Here is an 18,762-nt window from a genome sequence, read left to right as displayed (position 1 = left end):
CGAATGGCAAGCATCATCAGCTTGACAAATGCGCCAACCGGCCTGCGAACCATTCGCAAGAAAATCCTTTTGCCGCATGGGTTTGAACCTCGGCGCATCCGGGTCTAGAAAGCGCCGAATCCGCCCCTCCCACTGTGGCGGACGAGGTCCCTTCCGGATGAATGCATATCTTCTCGAATATCTGCCGATCGTGGTCTTTCTCGGGATCGCGGCGGTGCTCGGTCTCGGTTTCATGGTCGCGGCCTGGGTGCTGGCCCCCAAGAACCCCGACTCCGAAAAGCTGTCGGCCTATGAGTGCGGCTTCAACGCTTTCGACGATGCGCGAATGAAGTTCGACGTGCGCTTCTATCTGGTGTCGATCCTGTTCATCATCTTCGACCTGGAAGTCGCCTTCCTGTTCCCGTGGGCCGTGTCGATGTTCGATCTGGCGCGCGGCGAGATGATCTTTGCCTTCTGGTCGATGATGGTCTTCCTGGGCGTGCTGACCGTGGGCTTCATCTACGAATGGAAGAAGGGAGCTCTCGAATGGGAGTGATCGCTCCGCCGTCTGGCCCCACCAGCCTGTTGCCGACCAATCTGTACGGCACCGGCGCACGCTCTTCGGTCGAGGGCTATGACCCGGCCATCCACGACAAATTCTTCGAGGCCGTGAACACCGAACTGGGCGAGCAGGGGTTTCTGACGACCTCGCTGGATGACGTGATCAACTGGGCCCGCACCGGCTCGTTGATGTGGATGACGTTTGGCCTCGCCTGCTGCGCCGTCGAGATGATGCAGGCTTCGATGCCGCGTTTCGACATGGAGCGATTTGGCATGGCTCCACGCGCCAGCCCGCGCCAGTCGGACCTGATGATAGTGGCTGGCACCCTGACCAACAAAATGGCTCCGGCCCTGCGCAAGGTCTACGACCAGATGCCGGACCCGCGCTATGTCCTGTCGATGGGCAGCTGCGCCAACGGTGGCGGATATTATCACTACAGCTACAGCGTCGTTCGCGGTTGCGACCGGGTTGTGCCGGTCGACGTCTATGTGCCCGGGTGCCCGCCGACGGCAGAGGCGCTGCTGTACGGCCTGCTGCAACTGCAGAAGAAGATCCGGCGAACGGGGACGATCGAGCGATGAGCGCGCTGGCGAAACTGCAGGAGATCGAGACCGCCCTGACGCCGCTGGGTGCGGAGATGGTCGGCGAGCTGGGCGTTCAGGCCCAGGTGGCGTTCGGTGAGCTGACGCTGATCGCCGAGCGGGATGCGATCGTGAATGTGCTGACCGTGCTGAAGGACCGGTTCGGCTTTCACCAGCTGCTTGATATCTGCGGCGTGGATTTTCCGGATCGCGCGGAGCGGTTCGAGGTCGTCTATCACCTGCTGTCGATGACGCGGAATGCGCGGGTGCGGGTCAAGGTGACGACCGACGAGGTTCAGCCGGTGCCCAGCGTCATCTCCGTCTTCCCTTGCGCCGACTGGTTCGAGCGCGAGGCGTTCGACATGTACGGCATGCTGTTCTCGGGCCACCCCGACCTGCGTCGCCTGCTGACCGACTATGGCTTTCAGGGGCATCCGCTGCGCAAGGACTTCCCCATGACCGGCTATGTCGAGGTCCGCTACGACGAGGAGCAGAAGCGGGTGGTCTATGAGCCCGTCAAGCTGACCCAGGAGTTCCGCAACTTCGACTTCCTGTCGCCGTGGGAGGGAGCGGAATACCCGACCGACGTCGTGCCCGGCGACGAGAAGGCGGCACAGGCCGCGGCGGTTGCGGGCGAGGCTCCGTCCGGAAGCAAGGCATGACCGACACCGCCCTGACCCCGCCGATCGGCGCGACCGACATCTTTGACGACACCCATGACGGGCGTACTGATCACGCGCGCGCCCTGGACGACCGCAAGTTCACGATCAACTTCGGCCCGCAGCATCCGGCCGCGCACGGCGTGCTGCGTCTGGTGCTGGAGCTGGACGGCGAGCTGGTCACCCGTGTCGATCCACATATCGGCCTGCTGCATCGTGGCACCGAAAAGCTGATGGAGGCCCGGACCTACCTTCAGAACATCCCGTACCTGGACCGTCTCGACTATGTGTCGCCGATGAACCAGGAGCACGCCTTCTGCCTGGCCATCGAAAAGCTGATGGGCATCGACGTGCCGTATCGGGCCCAGCTGATCCGGGTGTTGTATTCCGAAATCGGGCGCATCCTCTCGCACCTGCTGAACGTGACGACCCAGGCCATGGACGTGGGTGCCCTGACGCCGCCGCTCTGGGGCTTCGAGGAGCGCGAGAAGCTGATGGTCTTCTACGAGCGGGCCTGTGGGGCGCGCCTGCACGCCAACTATTTCCGGCCCGGCGGCGTCCACCAGGACCTGCCGCCTGCGCTGATTGACGACATCGGGCGCTGGTGCCAGGAGTTCCCGGCAGCGCTGAAGGACATTGAGTCGCTCGTCACCGAGAACCGCATCTTCAAGCAACGCAACGTCGACATCGGCGTGGTGTCCAAGCAGGAGGCCCTGGACTGGGGCTTTACCGGGGTGATGCTGCGTGGCTCGGACATTCCGTGGGACCTGCGCAAGTCGCAGCCCTACGAATGCTATGCCGACCTGGAGTTCGACATCGCCGTCGGCAAGAACGGCGACTGTTGGGACCGCTACCTGTGCCGCATCGAGGAGATGAAGCAGTCGGTCCACATCATGGAGCAGTGCATCCACCGTCTGCGCAACTGCCCCGGCGAACCCGTCATGACCGAGGACAACAAGGTCGTGCCGCCGCGTCGCGGTGAGATGAAGCGGTCGATGGAAGCCCTGATCCACCATTTCAAACTGTACACCGAAGGCTTCAAGGCGCCCGAGGGCGAGGTCTATGCCTCGGTCGAAGCGCCCAAGGGCGAGTTCGGCATCTATCTGGTGTCCGACGGCACCAACAAGCCCTACCGCGTCAAGATCTCGGCCCCGGGTTTCCGCTCGCTTCAGGCCATGGACTGGATGAATCGCGGCCACATGCTGGCCGACGTCAGCGCCATCCTGGGCTCGCTCGACATCGTTTTCGGAGAAGTGGACCGATGAGCGTTCGCCGTCTCGCCAAAGTTCAGCCTGACAGCTTCGCCTTCTCACAGGCGACGAAGGCCAAGTGCGACTGGTGGATCGCCAAATATCCGGCCGACCGTCGTCAGTCGGCGGTGATCCCGATCCTGTGGCTGGTCCAGAAGCAGGAGGGCTGGGTGTCGGAGCCCGCCATCCGCGCCATCGGCGAGCTGCTGGGCATGCCGTACATCCGGGTGCTGGAGGTCGCGACCTTCTACACGATGTTCATGCTGGAGCCGGTGGGTTCGGCAGCCCTGATCCAGGTCTGCGGCACCACGCCTTGCATGCTGCGCGGGGCGGGCGAGCTGATGGCCGTCTGCAAGTCGAAGATCGGCCCCAAGGATACGCTGAGCGCCGACGGTCGCTTCACCTGGCAGGAAGTGGAATGCCTGGGAGCCTGCGCCAATGCGCCGATGGCCCAGATCAACGACTATTATTTCGAAGACCTGACCGCCGAGACCATGGCCCAGGTCATCGACGACTTTGCCGCCGGCAAGAAACCCAAGCCCGGCTCGCGCGTCGGCCGTCACAGTTCCGAGCCCGAGGGCGGAGCCCAGACCCTGCTGGATCCGAAACTCTACGACGGTTCGGCCGCCAAGCCGATCAAGTCGCTGCCCAACAGTAAGCCGGTGTCCGCATGAGCGGACCCGATCTGTCCACCGACGAAGCCGTCGCCCGCTACCGCGCAGAGCTGCGAGCCGTGGGGCGCAGCCAGCGTCTGGCCGGCTTTGGCCTGGTCATTGTCGGGGCCATCGCCGTCTTCGCCTCCAGCCGTGCAGGCGACATGGGCCAGGCCGTTCAGATGGGTGGCTATGCGGCCCTGGCGGCCGGCTGGGCGCTGATGATCGCTGCCATTTTTCTTCGCACCCGCTATCACCGCCGCCGCATGCGCGAGATGAACTGAACCATGGTCGGAATCCTCGAAGACAAGGATCGCATCTTCACCAACCTTTACGGCTTCCAGGACTGGACGCTGGAGGGGGCGAAGAAACGCGGCGCATGGAATGCGACCAAGGACATGCTCGACCTTGGGCGTGACTGGATCATCACCAACGTCAAGAACTCGGGCCTGCGCGGACGCGGCGGGGCGGGTTTCTCGACCGGGCTGAAGTGGTCCTTCATGCCCAAGGAGGTCAAGGACCGACCGCACTATCTGGTCGTCAACGCCGACGAATCCGAGCCCGGGACCTGCAAGGACCGGGAGATCATGCGCCATGATCCGCAGCTGCTGATCGAAGGCTGCCTGATCGCCAGCTTCGCCATGCAGGCCCACGCCTGCTACATCTATCTGCGCGGCGAATATGTGCTGGAACGCGAGCGCATGGAAGCGGCGGTCAAGCAGGCCTATGAGGCGAAGCTGATCGGTAAGGACAATGTCCATGGCTGGGACTTCGACGTCTACATCCACCACGGGGCAGGGGCCTATATCTGCGGTGAAGAGACGGCGTTGCTGGAAAGCCTTGAAGGCAAGAAGGGCCAACCTCGCCTGAAGCCGCCGTTCCCGGCCGGCGCGGGTCTGTACGGTTGCCCGACCTCGGTGAACAACGTCGAATCGATCGCGGTGGTGGGCACGATCCTGCGTCGCGGGGCCGAGTGGTTCGCGGGTTTCGGCCGTCCGAACAACACCGGCACCAAGATCATGAGTATCTCGGGCCACGTGAACCGCCCGTGCAATGTCGAGGAGGTGATGTCGATCCCTCTGCGGCAGCTGCTTGAGGATCACTGTGGTGGCGTGCGCGGCGGCTGGGACAATCTGAAGGCCATTATTCCGGGCGGCTCGTCCGTGCCGCTGATCACGCGCGAGATGTCCGAGGTCGCTCTGATGGACTTCGACAGCCTGCGTGAGATGAAATCCGGCCTGGGCACGGCGGCGGTGATCGTGATGGATCAATCGACCGATCTGGTGAAGGCCATCGCCCGCATCAGCTATTTCTACAAGCACGAGAGTTGTGGCCAGTGCACGCCTTGCCGCGAGGGCACCGGCTGGATGTGGCGCGTGCTGGAGCGGATGGCGATCGGCGAGGCCGACCCGTCGGAAATCGACATGCTGCTTGAGGTCTCGACCCAGATCGAAGGCCATACCATCTGCGCCTTGGGCGACGCCGCCGCCTGGCCGGTCCAGGGTTTGATCCGCCATTTCCGTCACGAGATCGAGGACCGCATCTCTTCATACCGCAGTCGCCGCGCGAACTTCGCCGGCCATGCGATCGCGGCGGAATAGACCGATGCGGATGGTCGTGGCATCCGCACTGGCTGTCATCGCCCTTGCCGCCTGCGGTGAGGGCGATGACAAGGCTGCGCCGAAAGCTGAGGCACCCGTGGTGCCTGCGGCCCCGACCGTGACCGCTGCGCCAACCGTTTCGACCCCCGCCGATCTGCAGGCCGCCTGCCGCGAGGCGGTGCGCCGTCTGGCCGGACAGGAGGGCGACACCGTCCAATTTCGCGCCACGGGGTCGAACACCGCCACCATGTCCTGGCGGGCGCCCGTCGACGGCGGCCGCCAGACCATGACCTGCACCGTCGGCGCGAACGGTGTCGAGCTTGCTACCGACGTCGGACAGATGTCCGTCGACGCATCCATAGTACCAGCGGCTCCGGCTGCTCAAGAAGAGGCCCGCTGATGCCGATCGCCAAGGTCAACGGCGTTGAAACCGAGTTCGAGCCCGGGATGACCGTGCTTCAGGTCGCCGAGAAGGCCGGCCACGAGATTCCGCGTTTCTGCTATCACGAGCGGCTGTCGATCGCCGGCAACTGCCGCATGTGCCTCGTCGAGGTGAAGCCCGGACCGCCCAAGCCGCAGGCGTCGTGCGCCCTGCCGGCTGCCGAAGGGCAGGAGATCTTCACCGACACGCCGATGGTCAAGAAGGCGCGCGAAGGGGTGATGGAGTTCCTGCTCATCAACCACCCGTTGGACTGCCCGATCTGCGACCAGGGCGGCGAGTGCGACCTGCAGGACCAGGCCATGGGCTACGGCCGCGACGGTTCCCGCTATGCCGAGAACAAGCGCGCGGTCGAAGAAAAGAATATGGGTCCGACGATCAAGACCTACATGACCCGCTGCATCCAGTGCACGCGTTGCGTCCGCTTCGTCACCGAAGTGGCGGGCGTGCCGGACATCGGCATGATCTCGCGTGGTGAAGACGCCGAGATCACCACCTATCTGGAAAAGTCGGTCGACAGCGAGCTGTCGGGCAACGTCAACGACCTGTGCCCCGTCGGGGCCCTGACCCACCGTCCGTGGCAGTTCCACTATCGTCCGTGGGAACTGAAGAAGACCGAGACCATCGATGTGATGGACGCTCTGGGCTCCAATATCCGCGCCGACGCCAAGGGGGCGGAGGTCATGCGGATCCTGCCGCGCGTCAACGAGGGCATCAACGAGGAGTGGCTGTCGGATATCAGCCGCTATGCCGTCGACGGCCTGCAACGTCAGCGCTTGGACAAGCCCTATGTGCGTGAGAACGGCCGCCTGCGCGCCGCCTCGTGGGACGAGGCGCTGGCCGTGGTGGCTGACAGGCTGAAGGCCGCTCCGGCCAACCGGATCGGCGTCGTGGCCGGCGACCTGCAGGACGCGGAATCGATGAAGGCGGCGCTGGACCTCTTCCGTGCCCTGGGATCGGCCAACACCGACTGCCGTCAGGAGGGTTCGGCTTTGGGCTATGGCCCGCGTGAGAGCTGGCTGTTCAACAGCGGCCTGGCCGGTATCGAGAATGCGGACGCCGTCCTGATCGTCGGAGCCAATCCGCGCACAGAGGCCCCGCTGCTGAACGCCCGCCTGCGCAAGGCCTGGCTGGGTGGCAAGACCGAGATCGCCCTGATCGGCGAGCAGGCCAATCTGACATTCGACTATGCCTATCTGGGCGCGGGATCGAAGACCCTGGCCAAGCTGCCCAAGGCGGCGATGGACATGCTGACCAAGGCCGAGCGTCCCGCCATCATCGTGGGGGCAGGGGCCTTGTCGGGCGACAAGGGCTCGGCCGTGCTGAACGCCCTGGGCGCACTGGCGACGAAGGTTGGGGTGGTCACCGAAGGCTGGAACGGCTTCAACGTCCTGCACACCGCCGCCGCGCGCGTCGGAGGCCTGGACATGGGCTTCGTGCCGGGTGAAGGCGGGCTGAGCGTGGCCGATATGGTCAAGCCGGGTGCGCTGGACGTGCTGTTCCTGCTGGGCGCCGACGAGGTCGACCCGACGGGTTCGGACGCCTTCCGCGTCTATCTGGGCAGCCACGGCGACCGCGGAGCGCATGGGGCGGACGTCATCCTGCCCGGCGCGGCCTATACCGAAAAGTCGGGCCTGTATGTGAATATCGAGGGCCGGGTGCAGATGGCCGAACGGGTCGTCTTCCCCAAGGGGCAGGCCAAGGAAGACTGGGCTATCCTGCGCGCCCTGTCGGCGGCAGTGGGCCACACCCTGCCGTACGACACGCTGGAGGCTTTGCGCAGCAAGCTGATGGCGGACCATCCGACGTTCGGCCGGATCGATTACCTGCCGGCACCCGCGTCGTTCGACGTGGCCGGGCTGGGTGCGAAAGGCGATCTGGGCGACGCGGCCTTCGTCTCGTCGGTCCGCGACCCCTACCTCAACAACCCGATCACGCGCGCCAGCGTGACCATGGCCGAGCTGTCCGCCCTGCGGATCGCCCCGGTCGCGATGGCGGCGGAGTAAGGCCCGATGGATTTCTGGACTTCTCCTCTCGGCTGGACGCTGGCGACGGCAGGCGGCATCCTGCTCGTTGTCGTCGGCATCCTGATCTCGCTGGCCTTCCTGCTGCTGGCCGACCGCAAGATCTGGGCGGCCGTGCAGATGCGCAAAGGGCCCAATGTCGTGGGGCCGTTCGGCCTGCTTCAATCGTTTGCCGACTTCTTCAAATTCGTGCTGAAGGAAATCGTCGTGCCGGCGGGCGCGGACAAGGTGGTTTTCCTCTTGGCCCCGTTGCTGACCTTCATCCTGGCCTTCATCGCCTGGGCGGCCATTCCGTTCGCGCCGGGCTGGGTCATCTCGGACCTGAACGTCGGCATCCTGTACATCTTCGCCATCAGCTCGCTGGGCGTCTACGGCATCATCATGGGCGGCTGGGCTTCGAACTCGAAGTATCCGTTCTTGGGCTCGCTGCGGTCCGCGGCCCAGATGGTGTCGTATGAAGTCTCTATCGGACTGGTGATCATCAACGTCATCCTGCTGGCCGGGACGATGAACCTGACGGAGATCGTGACCCGTCAGGAAGGCATGTTCTGGAACTGGTTCGTCTTCGGCGGCGGGGCCGGGACCTGGCCAACGATCATCGTCCTTCTGCCTATGGCGGTCGTTTTCTTCGTGTCGGCCCTGGCCGAGACCAACCGTCCGCCGTTCGACCTGCCCGAGGCCGAGTCCGAACTGGTGGCCGGCTATCAGGTCGAATATTCCTCGACGCCGTATCTGCTGTTCATGATCGGCGAGTACGCCAACATCGTCTTCATGTGCGCCATGATCAGTCTGCTGTTCTTCGGTGGCTGGAACCCCGGCGTGCCGCAGGCCTGGCTGGACAGCCTGCCGGGCTGGCTGGAGCAGGGCATCTATCTGGTCACCTTCCTGTTCAAGATCGTGGTCGCCTTCTTCATGATCGCACTCGTGAAGGCCTTCGTCCCGCGCTACCGCTACGATCAGTTGATGCGTCTGGGCTGGAAGATCTTCCTGCCGACGTCTCTGGTGGCCGTGGTGGTGGTGTCGGGTTGGCGGGTCGCTGTCGAAGCGGGTCTGATATGACCCGCATTCTGATCCTGACGATGGCGCTGGGGCTGACGGCCTGCACCATCCCGACCTATGAACCCGATCCGGTCTCGGCCACCCAGTGGGAGCGGCGGCAGGACGCTATAGAGCGCCAGCAGGCCGAGAAGGCCCGCCTGTGCCAGATCACCAAGGATGACGATCCGCGCAAGGAAGAGCTTTGCCGCGGCGTCAGGAGAGATCGCTGATGTTGAACCGTATCGTCCAGGCCGCGAAGGGTGCGCTGCTGATCGATGTGATCGGTGCCGTCGGCCTGTCGCTGAAATACATGGCCCGTCCCAAGATGACGGTGAACTATCCGTTCGAGCGCAATCCGCAGTCTCCGCGCTTCCGCGGAGAACACGCGCTGCGCCGCTATGCCAATGGCGAGGAACGCTGCATCGCCTGCAAGCTGTGCGAGGCGATCTGTCCGGCCCAGGCCATCACCATCGAGGCCGAGCCGCGCGCGGACGGCAGCCGCCGCACGACCCGTTATGACATCGATATGGTCAAATGCATCTACTGCGGCCTGTGCCAGGAGGCCTGCCCGGTGGATGCGATCGTGGAGGGTCCGAACTCGGAGTTCACGACCGAGACTCGCGAAGAACTGCTGTATGACAAGGATCGACTGCTGGCCAACGGCGACCGTTGGGAGCGTTTGATCGCCAAGAATCTGGAACTCGACGCGCCTTACCGCTAAGGCGCAATCGCTGAAACGGGCCGCGATTCCTGCGAAGGTGTCGTCGCCATAGTCGAAAGGGGCGCAGGCCTCCGATGTTGCAAGGCATTGCCTTCTATCTGCTGGCGGCGGTGGCCGTGGTGAGCGCCCTTCTGGTCGTCACCGCGAAGAACCCCGTGCACAGCGTTCTGTGGCTGATCCTGGCCTTCTTCTCGTCTGCCGGACTGTTCGTCCTGCTGGGCGCGGAGTTCCTGGCCATGCTGCTGGTCGTCGTCTACGTCGGCGCAGTGGCGGTGCTGTTCCTGTTCGTCGTCATGATGCTGGACGTCGACTTCGTGAAGCTGCGCGAAGGCTATGCGCGCTACCTGCCGCTGGCGGCGATCATAGCGGCGGTGCTGCTGGCCGAGATGATCGTGATCTCGCTGACGGTCGCCAGCGGCGGCGCGGCGGCCGATGCGGTCGGCCCGGTCGCGGCCACGGCGGACCAGAGCAATATCGAGGCGATCGGGCGGGTGCTCTATACCGACTACGTCTACTTCTTCCAGGCGGCGGGGATCGTGCTGCTGATCGCCATGATCGGGGCCATCGTCCTGACCCTGCGCCACAAGCCCAACATCAAGCGCCAGAACATCGCCCGCCAGGTCGGCCGCGATGCCAAGACCGCCATGGAGGTCAAGTCCGTGACCACCGGGGCCGGCGTCACCCCGGAGGATCTGATCTGATGGTCGTCTCGCTCGCACATTATCTGGCGGTTGCCGCCATCCTGTTCACCATCGGTGTCTTCGGCATCTTCGTGAACCGCAAGAACGTCATCATCATCCTGATGTCGATCGAGCTGATCCTGCTGGCCGTGAACATCAATTTCGTCGCCTTCTCCGCCTATCTGAACGACGTCCAGGGGCAGATCATGGCCATGTTCGTCCTGACCGTCGCCGCGGCCGAGGCCGCCGTCGGCCTGGCCATTCTGGTGACCTTCTTCCGCAACCGCGGCGACATCGCGGTTGACGATGCCAGCGTGATGAAGGGCTGATCGTGGACTATCAGACCCTCGTCATCCTGGGCGTCTTCGCCCCCCTGATCGGTGCCGCCATCGCCGGCTTCTTCGGCCGCCGCATCGGCAATACGGCGTCGCAGGCCGTCACGACCGGCCTGTTGTTCGTGTCCTGCGTCGTCGCCTGGATCGTCTTCGGCAACTGGACCTGGGGCGAGCTGGAGCCGTTCACGGTCACCCTGGCTCCCTTCATCAACGTCGGCGACTTCCAGTCGGACTGGGCCATCCGCATCGACGCCCTTTCGGCGACCATGCTGGTGGTGGTCACCACCGTGTCCTCGCTCGTCCACCTGTACAGCTGGGGCTACATGGCCGAGGACCCGGACAAGCCGCGGTTCTTCGCCTATCTGTCGCTGTTCACCTTCGCCATGCTGGCGTTGGTCACCGCCGCCGACTTCATGCAACTGTTCTTCGGCTGGGAAGGGGTAGGGCTGGCGTCCTATCTGCTGATCGGCTTCTGGTTCAAGAAGCCGACGGCCAGCGCCGCGGCCATCAAGGCCTTCGTGGTCAACCGCGTCGGCGACTTCGGCTTTGCCCTGGGCATCATCACCGTCTTCTGGATGTTCGGCACGATCCAGTTCGCCGAACTGTTCCCGATGATCGCCTCCAAGGTCGGGACCGGCTGGGACTTCCTGGGCCATCGCTGGTCGGCGCTGGATCTGGCGGGCTTCCTGCTGTTCATCGGGGCGATGGGCAAGTCGGCGCAGTTCTTCCTGCACACCTGGCTGCCTGACGCCATGGAAGGCCCGACGCCGGTGTCGGCCCTGATCCATGCCGCGACCATGGTCACGGCCGGCGTCTATATGGTCTGCCTGCTGAGCCCCATCTACGAATATGCGCCCGTCGCAGCCGGCATTATCGCCGTCATCGGGGCCATAACGGCCATGTTCGCCGCGACCGTCGGCCTGATGCAGAACGACATCAAGCGGGTCATCGCCTATTCGACCTGTTCGCAGCTGGGCTACATGTTCTTCGCGGCGGGCGTCGGGGCCTATCAGGCCGCCATGTTCCACCTGTTCACCCACGCCTTCTTCAAGGCCCTGCTGTTCCTGGGCGCAGGCTCGGTGATCCACGGCATGCACCACGAGCAGGACATGCGGAAGATGGGTGGGCTGTGGAAGCTGCTGCCCGTCACCTATGCGGTCATGACAATTGGCACCATCGCCATCACCGGCCTGGGCATTCCTGGCGTCGGCGGTTTCGCGGGCTTCTATTCCAAGGATTCGATCATCGAGAGCGCCTATGCGGCGGCGATGACGGGGCACAGCCCGTTCGGCCTGTTCGCCTTCTTCATCGGCATCGTGGCGGCGGGTCTGACGGCCTACTATTCCTGGCGTCTGGTCTTCATGACCTTCCACAACAAGCCGGTCTGGAAGGACGACGGCGCGCATCATCACGACGATCATGCCAACGATGCCCAGCTGGAAACCCATTCGGAGCCCCTGGCCGACGACGGCCATGCCCATGACGATCACGCGCATGACGACCACGCCCATCACGGCCCGCTGAGCCCGCACGAGAGCCCGTGGGTCATGCTGGTGCCGCTGATCGTGCTGTCGGTCGGAGCCGTGGCCGCCGGTCTGGTCTTCGCGCCCAGCTTCATCGGCGATCACGAGCATCATTTCTGGCGGGGCGCGATCTTCGTGTCCGAGGCCAACCATGTCCTGCATGAAAGCCACTATGTGCCGACCTGGGTGAAGTGGTCGCCGCTGATCCTGACGCTGATCGGCACAGCTTTCGCCTTCTGGATCTATGTCCTGAAGGAAGGCATGGCCAAGCGGATGGCCGATCGGGGTGGGGTCATCCACGGCTTCCTGTACAACAAGTGGTATTTCGACGAGCTGTACGCCTTCGTCTTCGTGCGCGGGGCCAAGGGGCTGGGTGACCTGTTCTGGAAGGTCGGCGACGTGAAGGTCATCGACGGCGGCGGGCCCAATGGCGTCGCCTGGCTGTCGCGCCGGTTCGCCGGCGGTCTGGCCCGCTTCCAGTCCGGTCAGGTGTATTTCTACGCCTTTGTCATGCTGATCGGCCTGGTCGGTTTCCTGGCCTATGCCATCACTTCGTGGGGAGCCTGATCTTGCCCCAGATCCCCTTCATCCTCAGCATCATCACCTTCCTGCCCCTGATCGGCGCGGGCTTGATCCTGCTGTCGCGCCTGTTCAACAGGGCCGGTGCCGACAATGCCGCGCGCTGGATCGCCATGGGCACGACCCTGGTCACCCTGGCGCTGTCGGTCGTGCTGGTCGGTGCGTTCGATCAATCCAGCGCGGCCTATCAGTTCGTGGAACGCTACGTCTGGTTCGCGGGTGCGCAGTATCACATGGGCGTGGACGGGATTTCGATCCTGTTCGTGCTGCTGACGGCCTTCCTGATGCCGATCTGCATTCTGGCCAGTTGGAAGACCATCACCGACCGCGTGGTCGAATACATGATCGCCTTCCTGGTGCTGGAGACGCTGGTCATCGGGGTGTTCACCTCGCTGGACCTGTTCCTGTTCTACATCTTCTTCGAGGGCACTCTGGTGCCGATGTTCCTGATCATCGGCATCTGGGGCGGGGCGAACCGCATCTATGCCTCGTACAAATTCTTCCTCTACACCCTGCTGGGCTCGGTGCTGATGCTGCTGGCCATGCTGTGGATGGCCCAGGATGCGGGCACGACCAGCATTCCGGCGCTGAAGGAACACGTCTTTGACGCCCGCTATCAGCCGCTGCTGTGGCTGGCCTTCTTCGCTTCGTTTGCGGTCAAGATGCCGATGTGGCCGGTGCACACCTGGCTGCCCGATGCTCACGTTCAGGCTCCGACGGCGGGCTCGGTCATCCTGGCCGGTATCCTGCTGAAGCTGGGCGGCTATGGCTTTATCCTGTTCAACATCCCGATGTTCCCGCTGGCGTCCCAGATGTTCGCGCCGCTGGTGTTCGCTCTGTCGGTGATCGCCATCGTCTACACTTCGCTGGTCGCCTTCCGTCAGACCGACATCAAGAAGCTGATCGCCTATTCGTCGGTGGCCCACATGGGCTTCGTAACGATGGGCATCTTCGCGGGGAACGACACGGGTGTGCAGGGTGCAGTGTTCCAGATGCTGAGCCACGGCCTGATCTCGGGCGCGCTCTTCCTGTGCGTCGGCGTCGTCTATGACCGGATGCACACGCGAGAAATCGCCTTCTACGGCGGCCTGACCAATCGCATGCCCTGGTTCGCGGCCATCTTCCTGATGTTCACCATGGCCAACGTCGGCCTGCCGGGCACATCCGGCTTCATCGGGGAAATCCTGACGATGACCGGCGTCTATCAGGTCTCGACCTGGGCGGCCTTTGTGGCGGCCTCGGGCGTCATCCTGTCGGCCATCTATGCCCTGACGCTGTATCGCAACGTCATGTTCGGCGAGATCGTCAATCCGGCGCTGAAGACCATCGCGGATATCGACAAGCGCGAGCTGGCGCTGTTCGTGCCGCTGATCGTCGGTACCATCTGGCTGGGCGTCCAGCCGGGTCTGGTGCTGAATTATACCGCCGCCTCGGTCGAGGCGCTGACCGCCACCTATCGCGCTGTGATCGGCGGGTGAGACCATCATGCAAGATCTGATTCCCGCCCTTCATCTGTCCGCGCCCGAAGGCACGCTCGCCGTCGGCGGGCTGGTGCTGCTGATGCTCGGGGCCTTCATGGGCGAGAAGAGCGCCCGACTGGTCTCCATCCTGTCGGTGGCCCTGCTGGTTGCCGCCACCGCCGTGACCGTGACCGGCCCGTTGGGTCAGGCGTTCAACGGGGCCTATGTGGCCGATCCGCTCGCCGTTTACGGCAAAGCGATCATCTTCCTGTCCAGCGCGGTCTGCATCGTATTGGGTGGCGGATGGATGCAGCGGGCGAAGATCGCGCGCTTCGAATATCCCATCCTGATCGTCCTGGCTTCGGCGGGCATGGGCATGATGGCGTCCTCGGGCGACCTGATCTCCATGTATGTCGGGATCGAGCTGCATTCGCTGGCGCTGTACGTGCTGGCCGCCTTCCACCGTGACGACCTGAAGGCGTCGGAGGCGGGCCTGAAGTATTTCGTGCTGGGCGCCCTGTCGTCCGGACTTCTGCTGTACGGGGCCAGCCTGGTCTACGGCTTCACAGGCTCGATGAACTTTCAGGAGATCGCGGCCTATGCGGCGCAGAACCCGTCGGTGGGCCTGGTCTTCGGCCTAGTCTTTGTGATCTGCGGTCTGGCGTTCAAAATCTCGGCCGCGCCGTTCCACATGTGGACGCCCGACGTCTATGAGGGTGCCCCGACCCCGGTCGTGGCCCTGTTTGCCACTGCTCCCAAGATGGCGGCCATGGTTCTGGTCGCGCGGGTGCTGATTGACGGCTTTGCCGGCTCGCACGACCAGTGGGCCCAGGTTCTGGTCTTGATCTCGCTGATCTCGTTCGCGGTCGGGGCCTTCGGTGGCCTTGCGCAGAAGAACATCCAGCGCCTGCTGGCCTACTCCTCGATCGCCAATATCGGCTACGCCCTGCTGGGTATCACGGCGGGGACGGAGGCGGGGCTGCAGGCCATGCTGATGTTCATGACCTTGTATGTGGTGGATCAGCTGGGCTTCTTCGCCATCCTGCTGTCGTTGTCCAAGGGCGGCAAGCCGGTGCGGACCATCGCCGATCTGGCGGGTCTGAAGCGGACGCGACCGGTGACCGCCATCGCCCTGACGGTGCTGTCGCTGTCGGTGCTGGGCATGCCGCCCTTCTCGGGTTTCTGGGGCAAGTACTATGTCTTCGGTGCCGCCGTGGATGCGGGCTACTGGATGGTGGCGACGGCCGGTCTGGTCGCCTCGGTCGTGGCCGCCTTCTACTATCTGCGGATCATCAAGCTGATGTGGTTCGACCCGCCGGTTGACGAGGTACCTTTCGACGCCGCCCCCGTCGAGGCCAGGACCATCGCCGTCGCCGGTGCCGCCTTCGCCTTTCCGCTGGTCATCGTCGGTCTGACATGGATCGAGCCGCTGAGCCGCGTCGCCGCGACCAGCTTCAACGCCGGCTAGGGTGGACGCGGCCCCCGTCCTGCTGTTCGACCAGCTCGACTCGACCAATGCCGAGGCGCGGCGTCGGGCCGAGGCAGGGGAGGCGGGGCCGCTGTGGATCACCGCCCGTCGTCAGACACAGGGCCGGGGGCGTCGAGGCCGCGAATGGGCCAGCCAGGACGGCAATCTGTTCGCCACACTTCTGCATGTCGTGCACAGGTCGCCCGCCGAGGCGGCGCAGATCACCTTCATCGCGGCCCTGGCCGTCGCAGACCTGCTGGACCGCTATGCGCCGCCGTCTCTGGTCACGATCAAATGGCCCAATGATGTGATGCTGGCAGGCGTGAAGGCTTCCGGCATTCTGGTCGAGTCCGGGGCGCATTCGTCCGGTGGCCTGTGGCTGGCAATCGGGATCGGCGTCAACCTGGCCCATGCGCCGCAAGGCACTGAAAGGCCCGCGACGGCCCTGATCGATCATCTGGCTGCCGGTGCTTCCGCGCCGCCGACGGTGGAGGTGGCCGTGCGTCAGCTCGCCAAGGCCTTTGCCGTCTGGCTTCACCGCTGGGAGATGCTAGGCTTCCAGCCGATCCTCGACGCCTGGGCCACCCGCACGCCGGGGCTGGAAGGTCCTGCCACTGCACGATTGGGCCATGAGACGGTCGAGGGCCGGGCCGAAGGTGTCGCCGCAGACGGGGCCCTGAAGCTGCGACTGGCCGACGGATCGCTGCGGTTGATCTCCGCCGGCGATGTCTTCTTCGGAGAGGCTGCCTGATGCTGCTGGCGATCGAGCAAGGCAATACCAACACCCTGTTCGCGATCCACGACGGGTCCGACTGGATCGCCCAGTGGCGGACCTCCACCTATGCCAACCGCACGGCGGATGAATATGCGGTCTGGCTGCATCAGTTGCTGACCATGCGGGACCTGTCGATCAGCCAGCTGGATGGCTGTATCATCTCCAGCGTGGTGCCGCAGTCGATCTTCAACCTGCGCAACCTGGCGCGGCGCTATCTGGGCGTCGAGCCGATGGTGATCGGCGAGAACGTCGATCTGGGCATCGCCGCACGGATCGACAAGCCCAGCGAGGCGGGGGCCGACCGGCTGGTCAACGCCATCGGGGCGCATCTGGTCTATCCCGGCGACCTGATCGTGATCGACAGCGGCACGGCCACCACCTTCGATGTCGTGGCCGCCGACGGGGCGTTCGAGGGCGGCATCATCGCGCCCGGCGTCAACCTGTCGCTACAGGCGCTGCACGAGGCCGCCGCCATGTTGCCCCGCATCGCCATTCAAAAGCCCGCCAAGGTGATCGGCAAGGACACCGTCTCCAACATGCAGTCCGGCGTCTTCTGGGGCTATATCGCCCTGATCGAAGGCCTGGTGGCGCGCATGAAGGCCGAATGGGGCGCGCCCATGACCGTCATCGGGACCGGCGGCGTGGCAAGCCTGTTCGAAGGCGCAACCAATTCAATCGACCGGTTCGATCCGGACCTGACCATCCGCGGCCTGCTGGAAATCTGGCGGCGGAACACCCACCTCAAGGACACATGAAAAACAACACAAAAGACGAACTCGTCTTCGTGCCGCTGGGCGGTTCGGGCGAAATCGGCATGAACCTGAATGTCTACGGCTATGGGCCGGAGGCGAACCGCGAATATCTGATCGTCGATGTCGGCGTGACCTTCGGTGACCTGTCGACGCCCGGCGTCGATGTGATCGTCCCCGATCCGGAGTTTCTGGATGGCGAGACGATCCGCGGCATCGTCCTGACCCATGCGCATGAGGATCACATCGGCGCGCTGGGCTGGCTGTGGACGCGCATGAAGGCTCCGATCTATGCCACGCCCTTCACCGCCTTTCTGATCCGCGAAAAGCTGCGCGAGGCGGGGGTGCTGGATCAGGTCAAGATCGTCGAGGTGCCGCTGTCGGGCACGGTCGAACTGGGGCCGTTCCAGGTGACGATGATCACCATGACCCATTCGATCGCCGAGCCGAATGCCCTGGCCATCAAGACTCCGCTGGGCACGGTGCTGCACACCGGCGACTGGAAGCTGGACCCCACGCCGGTCATCGGTCAGCCGACCGACATCGCGGCCATCACCAAACTGGGCGACGAAGGCCTGCTGGCCATGGTCTGCGATTCCACCAATGTCTTCGTTGAGGGGCAGGCGGGGTCGGAACTGGATGCCCAGGCCGGTCTGATCGAACTGATCGGCAGTCTGAAGAAGGGACGGATCGCGGTCGGCTGCTTTGCCTCCAACGTCGCACGCATGGTCAGCGTGATGAAGGCCGCGCAACTGGCCGGACGTCGCGTGGCTCTGGCCGGCCGGTCGATGCACAAGATCACGGCGGCGGCGAAACACGTCGGTCTGTTCGACGAGAGCCAGCGCATCCTATCGGAGGAAGAGGCTCGCGTCTGGCCCGCCGATGAAATCCTGTACCTCTGCACGGGCAGCCAGGGCGAGGATCGCGCCGCACTGTCCCGCGCCTCGCACGGCACGCACCCGGTCATCAAACTGGGTCTGGGCGACCACTGCATCTTCTCGTCGCGGGTCATTCCGGGCAACGAACTGGCCATTGCGGCCTTGCAGGACCGGCTCGCAGATCGCGGGGTACGGCTCTATACCGAAAAGGATCATCCGCATGTCCACGTGTCCGGCCATCCGTGCCGGGACGAAATGAAGCAGATGTACGCCTGGGCGCGGCCGAAGATCGCCGTCCCGACCCACGGTATGCGCCGCCACCTGGCCGAACATGCCAACCTGGCCAAGGATCTGGGCGTGGCCGAGACGGTGCAGCCTCGCAACGGGGACATGGTGCGCCTGGCTCCCGGACCGGCCGCCATCATCGACGAGGTGCCTAGCGGTCGTCTGTATGTCGATGGCGGTCGTCTGGTTACCGAACAGGGCGAGGCCATGCACGAGCGTCGTCACGCCTCAAACAACGGCGTGCTGATCGTCAGCTTCGCGATGGACAAGCGCGGCAAGATCGTCAGCGACATCGACGTGCGGTCCATCGGCCTGCCGGGAGACGCCGAGCGTCCGCTGGGCGACGCCCTGGACGATCTTGCCGAACGGGTCGAGGTCGCGGTCGGCAAGCTGAAGGGCGAGGCGCTGGAGGACGAACTGGTCATCGAGCAGGCGGTGTCGCGCGCGCTGAAGAAGGCCAGTCAGCAGATCTGGGATCGTCGCCCCATCGTGGAGACGGTGATCCTGCGGCTCTAGAGGCCAA

20 protein-coding genes are annotated in these 18,762 nt (G+C 64.4%); all 20 read left to right on the top strand.

The window, feature by feature from the left end:
- Positions 1 to 157: 157 nt before the first annotated feature.
- The 20 genes from ACE3TH_RS00865 to ACE3TH_RS00770 all read left to right on the top strand — a co-directional run bounded on the left by ACE3TH_RS00865 (position 158) and on the right by ACE3TH_RS00770 (position 18,755).
- Positions 158 to 535 (top strand): NADH-quinone oxidoreductase subunit A, encoded by a 378-nt coding sequence (locus ACE3TH_RS00865; protein WP_374596479.1) that lies wholly within the window; start codon positions 158 to 160, stop codon positions 533 to 535.
- Positions 505 to 1,122, top strand: coding sequence for an NADH-quinone oxidoreductase subunit B family protein (locus tag ACE3TH_RS00860; RefSeq protein ID WP_374596477.1), 618 nt, complete (start codon positions 505 to 507; stop codon positions 1,120 to 1,122). Before ACE3TH_RS00865 ends, ACE3TH_RS00860 begins: the two co-directional genes overlap by 31 nt.
- Positions 1,123 to 1,145: 23 nt before the next feature.
- On the top strand, positions 1,146 to 1,784 hold the full coding sequence (locus ACE3TH_RS00855) for an NADH-quinone oxidoreductase subunit C (RefSeq protein WP_374597093.1): 639 nt from the start codon (positions 1,146 to 1,148) through the stop codon (positions 1,782 to 1,784).
- On the top strand, positions 1,781 to 3,046 hold the full coding sequence (locus ACE3TH_RS00850; protein WP_374596475.1) for an NADH-quinone oxidoreductase subunit D: 1,266 nt from the start codon (positions 1,781 to 1,783) through the stop codon (positions 3,044 to 3,046). Before ACE3TH_RS00855 ends, ACE3TH_RS00850 begins: the two co-directional genes overlap by 4 nt.
- Complete coding sequence (nuoE, locus tag ACE3TH_RS00845; protein WP_374596473.1) at positions 3,043 to 3,705, top strand: NADH-quinone oxidoreductase subunit NuoE; 663 nt, start codon at positions 3,043 to 3,045, stop codon at positions 3,703 to 3,705. The genes ACE3TH_RS00850 and nuoE overlap by 4 nt, the downstream gene beginning before the upstream one ends.
- Positions 3,702 to 3,968 carry a hypothetical protein gene (locus tag ACE3TH_RS00840; RefSeq protein WP_296168368.1) on the top strand — a complete coding sequence of 89 codons (267 nt, stop codon included), beginning with the start codon at positions 3,702 to 3,704 and terminating at the stop codon, positions 3,966 to 3,968. Before nuoE ends, ACE3TH_RS00840 begins: the two co-directional genes overlap by 4 nt.
- A gap of 3 nt (positions 3,969 to 3,971) precedes the next feature.
- The gene (gene nuoF / locus ACE3TH_RS00835; protein ID WP_374596471.1) at positions 3,972 to 5,285 is read left to right on the top strand and encodes an NADH-quinone oxidoreductase subunit NuoF; all 1,314 of its coding nucleotides are present in this window, start codon (positions 3,972 to 3,974) and stop codon (positions 5,283 to 5,285) included.
- A gap of 10 nt (positions 5,286 to 5,295) precedes the next feature.
- Entirely contained in the window at positions 5,296 to 5,685 is a 390-nt protein-coding gene (locus ACE3TH_RS00830) for a hypothetical protein (protein ID WP_374596469.1), read from the top strand.
- Positions 5,685 to 7,730, top strand: coding sequence for an NADH-quinone oxidoreductase subunit NuoG (gene nuoG / locus ACE3TH_RS00825; protein ID WP_374596467.1), 2,046 nt, complete (start codon positions 5,685 to 5,687; stop codon positions 7,728 to 7,730). Before ACE3TH_RS00830 ends, nuoG begins: the two co-directional genes overlap by 1 nt.
- 6 nt (positions 7,731 to 7,736) lie before the next feature.
- Positions 7,737 to 8,807, top strand: a complete 1,071-nt coding sequence (gene nuoH, locus ACE3TH_RS00820; RefSeq protein WP_374596465.1) for an NADH-quinone oxidoreductase subunit NuoH — start codon at positions 7,737 to 7,739, stop codon at positions 8,805 to 8,807.
- Positions 8,804 to 9,016 (top strand): hypothetical protein, encoded by a 213-nt coding sequence (locus tag ACE3TH_RS00815; protein WP_374596463.1) that lies wholly within the window; start codon positions 8,804 to 8,806, stop codon positions 9,014 to 9,016. Before nuoH ends, ACE3TH_RS00815 begins: the two co-directional genes overlap by 4 nt.
- A complete protein-coding gene (nuoI, locus tag ACE3TH_RS00810; RefSeq protein WP_296170376.1) occupies positions 9,016 to 9,507 on the top strand; it encodes an NADH-quinone oxidoreductase subunit NuoI in 492 nt (163 codons plus the stop codon). Before ACE3TH_RS00815 ends, nuoI begins: the two co-directional genes overlap by 1 nt.
- A gap of 74 nt (positions 9,508 to 9,581) precedes the next feature.
- On the top strand, positions 9,582 to 10,208 hold the full coding sequence (locus ACE3TH_RS00805; RefSeq protein WP_374596460.1) for an NADH-quinone oxidoreductase subunit J: 627 nt from the start codon (positions 9,582 to 9,584) through the stop codon (positions 10,206 to 10,208).
- Positions 10,208 to 10,516: an NADH-quinone oxidoreductase subunit NuoK gene (nuoK, locus tag ACE3TH_RS00800; RefSeq protein ID WP_292172133.1), complete on the top strand. Its 309-nt coding sequence runs from the start codon at positions 10,208 to 10,210 to the stop codon at positions 10,514 to 10,516. The genes ACE3TH_RS00805 and nuoK overlap by 1 nt, the downstream gene beginning before the upstream one ends.
- A 2-nt stretch (positions 10,517 to 10,518) precedes the next feature.
- Positions 10,519 to 12,612, top strand: coding sequence for an NADH-quinone oxidoreductase subunit L (gene nuoL, locus ACE3TH_RS00795; RefSeq protein WP_374596458.1), 2,094 nt, complete (start codon positions 10,519 to 10,521; stop codon positions 12,610 to 12,612).
- Between the two features lie 11 nt (positions 12,613 to 12,623).
- Positions 12,624 to 14,102, top strand: a complete 1,479-nt coding sequence (locus ACE3TH_RS00790) for an NADH-quinone oxidoreductase subunit M (RefSeq protein WP_374597091.1) — start codon at positions 12,624 to 12,626, stop codon at positions 14,100 to 14,102.
- A 7-nt stretch (positions 14,103 to 14,109) separates the two neighbouring features.
- Positions 14,110 to 15,552: an NADH-quinone oxidoreductase subunit NuoN gene (gene nuoN / locus ACE3TH_RS00785; protein ID WP_374596456.1), complete on the top strand. Its 1,443-nt coding sequence runs from the start codon at positions 14,110 to 14,112 to the stop codon at positions 15,550 to 15,552.
- A gap of 1 nt (position 15,553) precedes the next feature.
- The gene (locus tag ACE3TH_RS00780; RefSeq protein ID WP_374596454.1) at positions 15,554 to 16,303 is read left to right on the top strand and encodes a biotin--[acetyl-CoA-carboxylase] ligase; all 750 of its coding nucleotides are present in this window, start codon (positions 15,554 to 15,556) and stop codon (positions 16,301 to 16,303) included.
- The gene (locus tag ACE3TH_RS00775; RefSeq protein ID WP_374597089.1) at positions 16,300 to 17,082 is read left to right on the top strand and encodes a type III pantothenate kinase; all 783 of its coding nucleotides are present in this window, start codon (positions 16,300 to 16,302) and stop codon (positions 17,080 to 17,082) included. The genes ACE3TH_RS00780 and ACE3TH_RS00775 overlap by 4 nt, the downstream gene beginning before the upstream one ends.
- On the top strand, positions 17,079 to 18,755 hold the full coding sequence (locus ACE3TH_RS00770) for a ribonuclease J (RefSeq protein WP_374596452.1): 1,677 nt from the start codon (positions 17,079 to 17,081) through the stop codon (positions 18,753 to 18,755). Before ACE3TH_RS00775 ends, ACE3TH_RS00770 begins: the two co-directional genes overlap by 4 nt.
- The last annotated feature ends 7 nt before the right edge of the window (positions 18,756 to 18,762 follow it).

Source organism: Brevundimonas sp., from assembly GCF_041919755.1.
GTDB lineage: Bacteria > Pseudomonadota > Alphaproteobacteria > Caulobacterales > Caulobacteraceae > Brevundimonas.
This window is presented reverse-complemented; position numbering and strand designations above follow the sequence as displayed.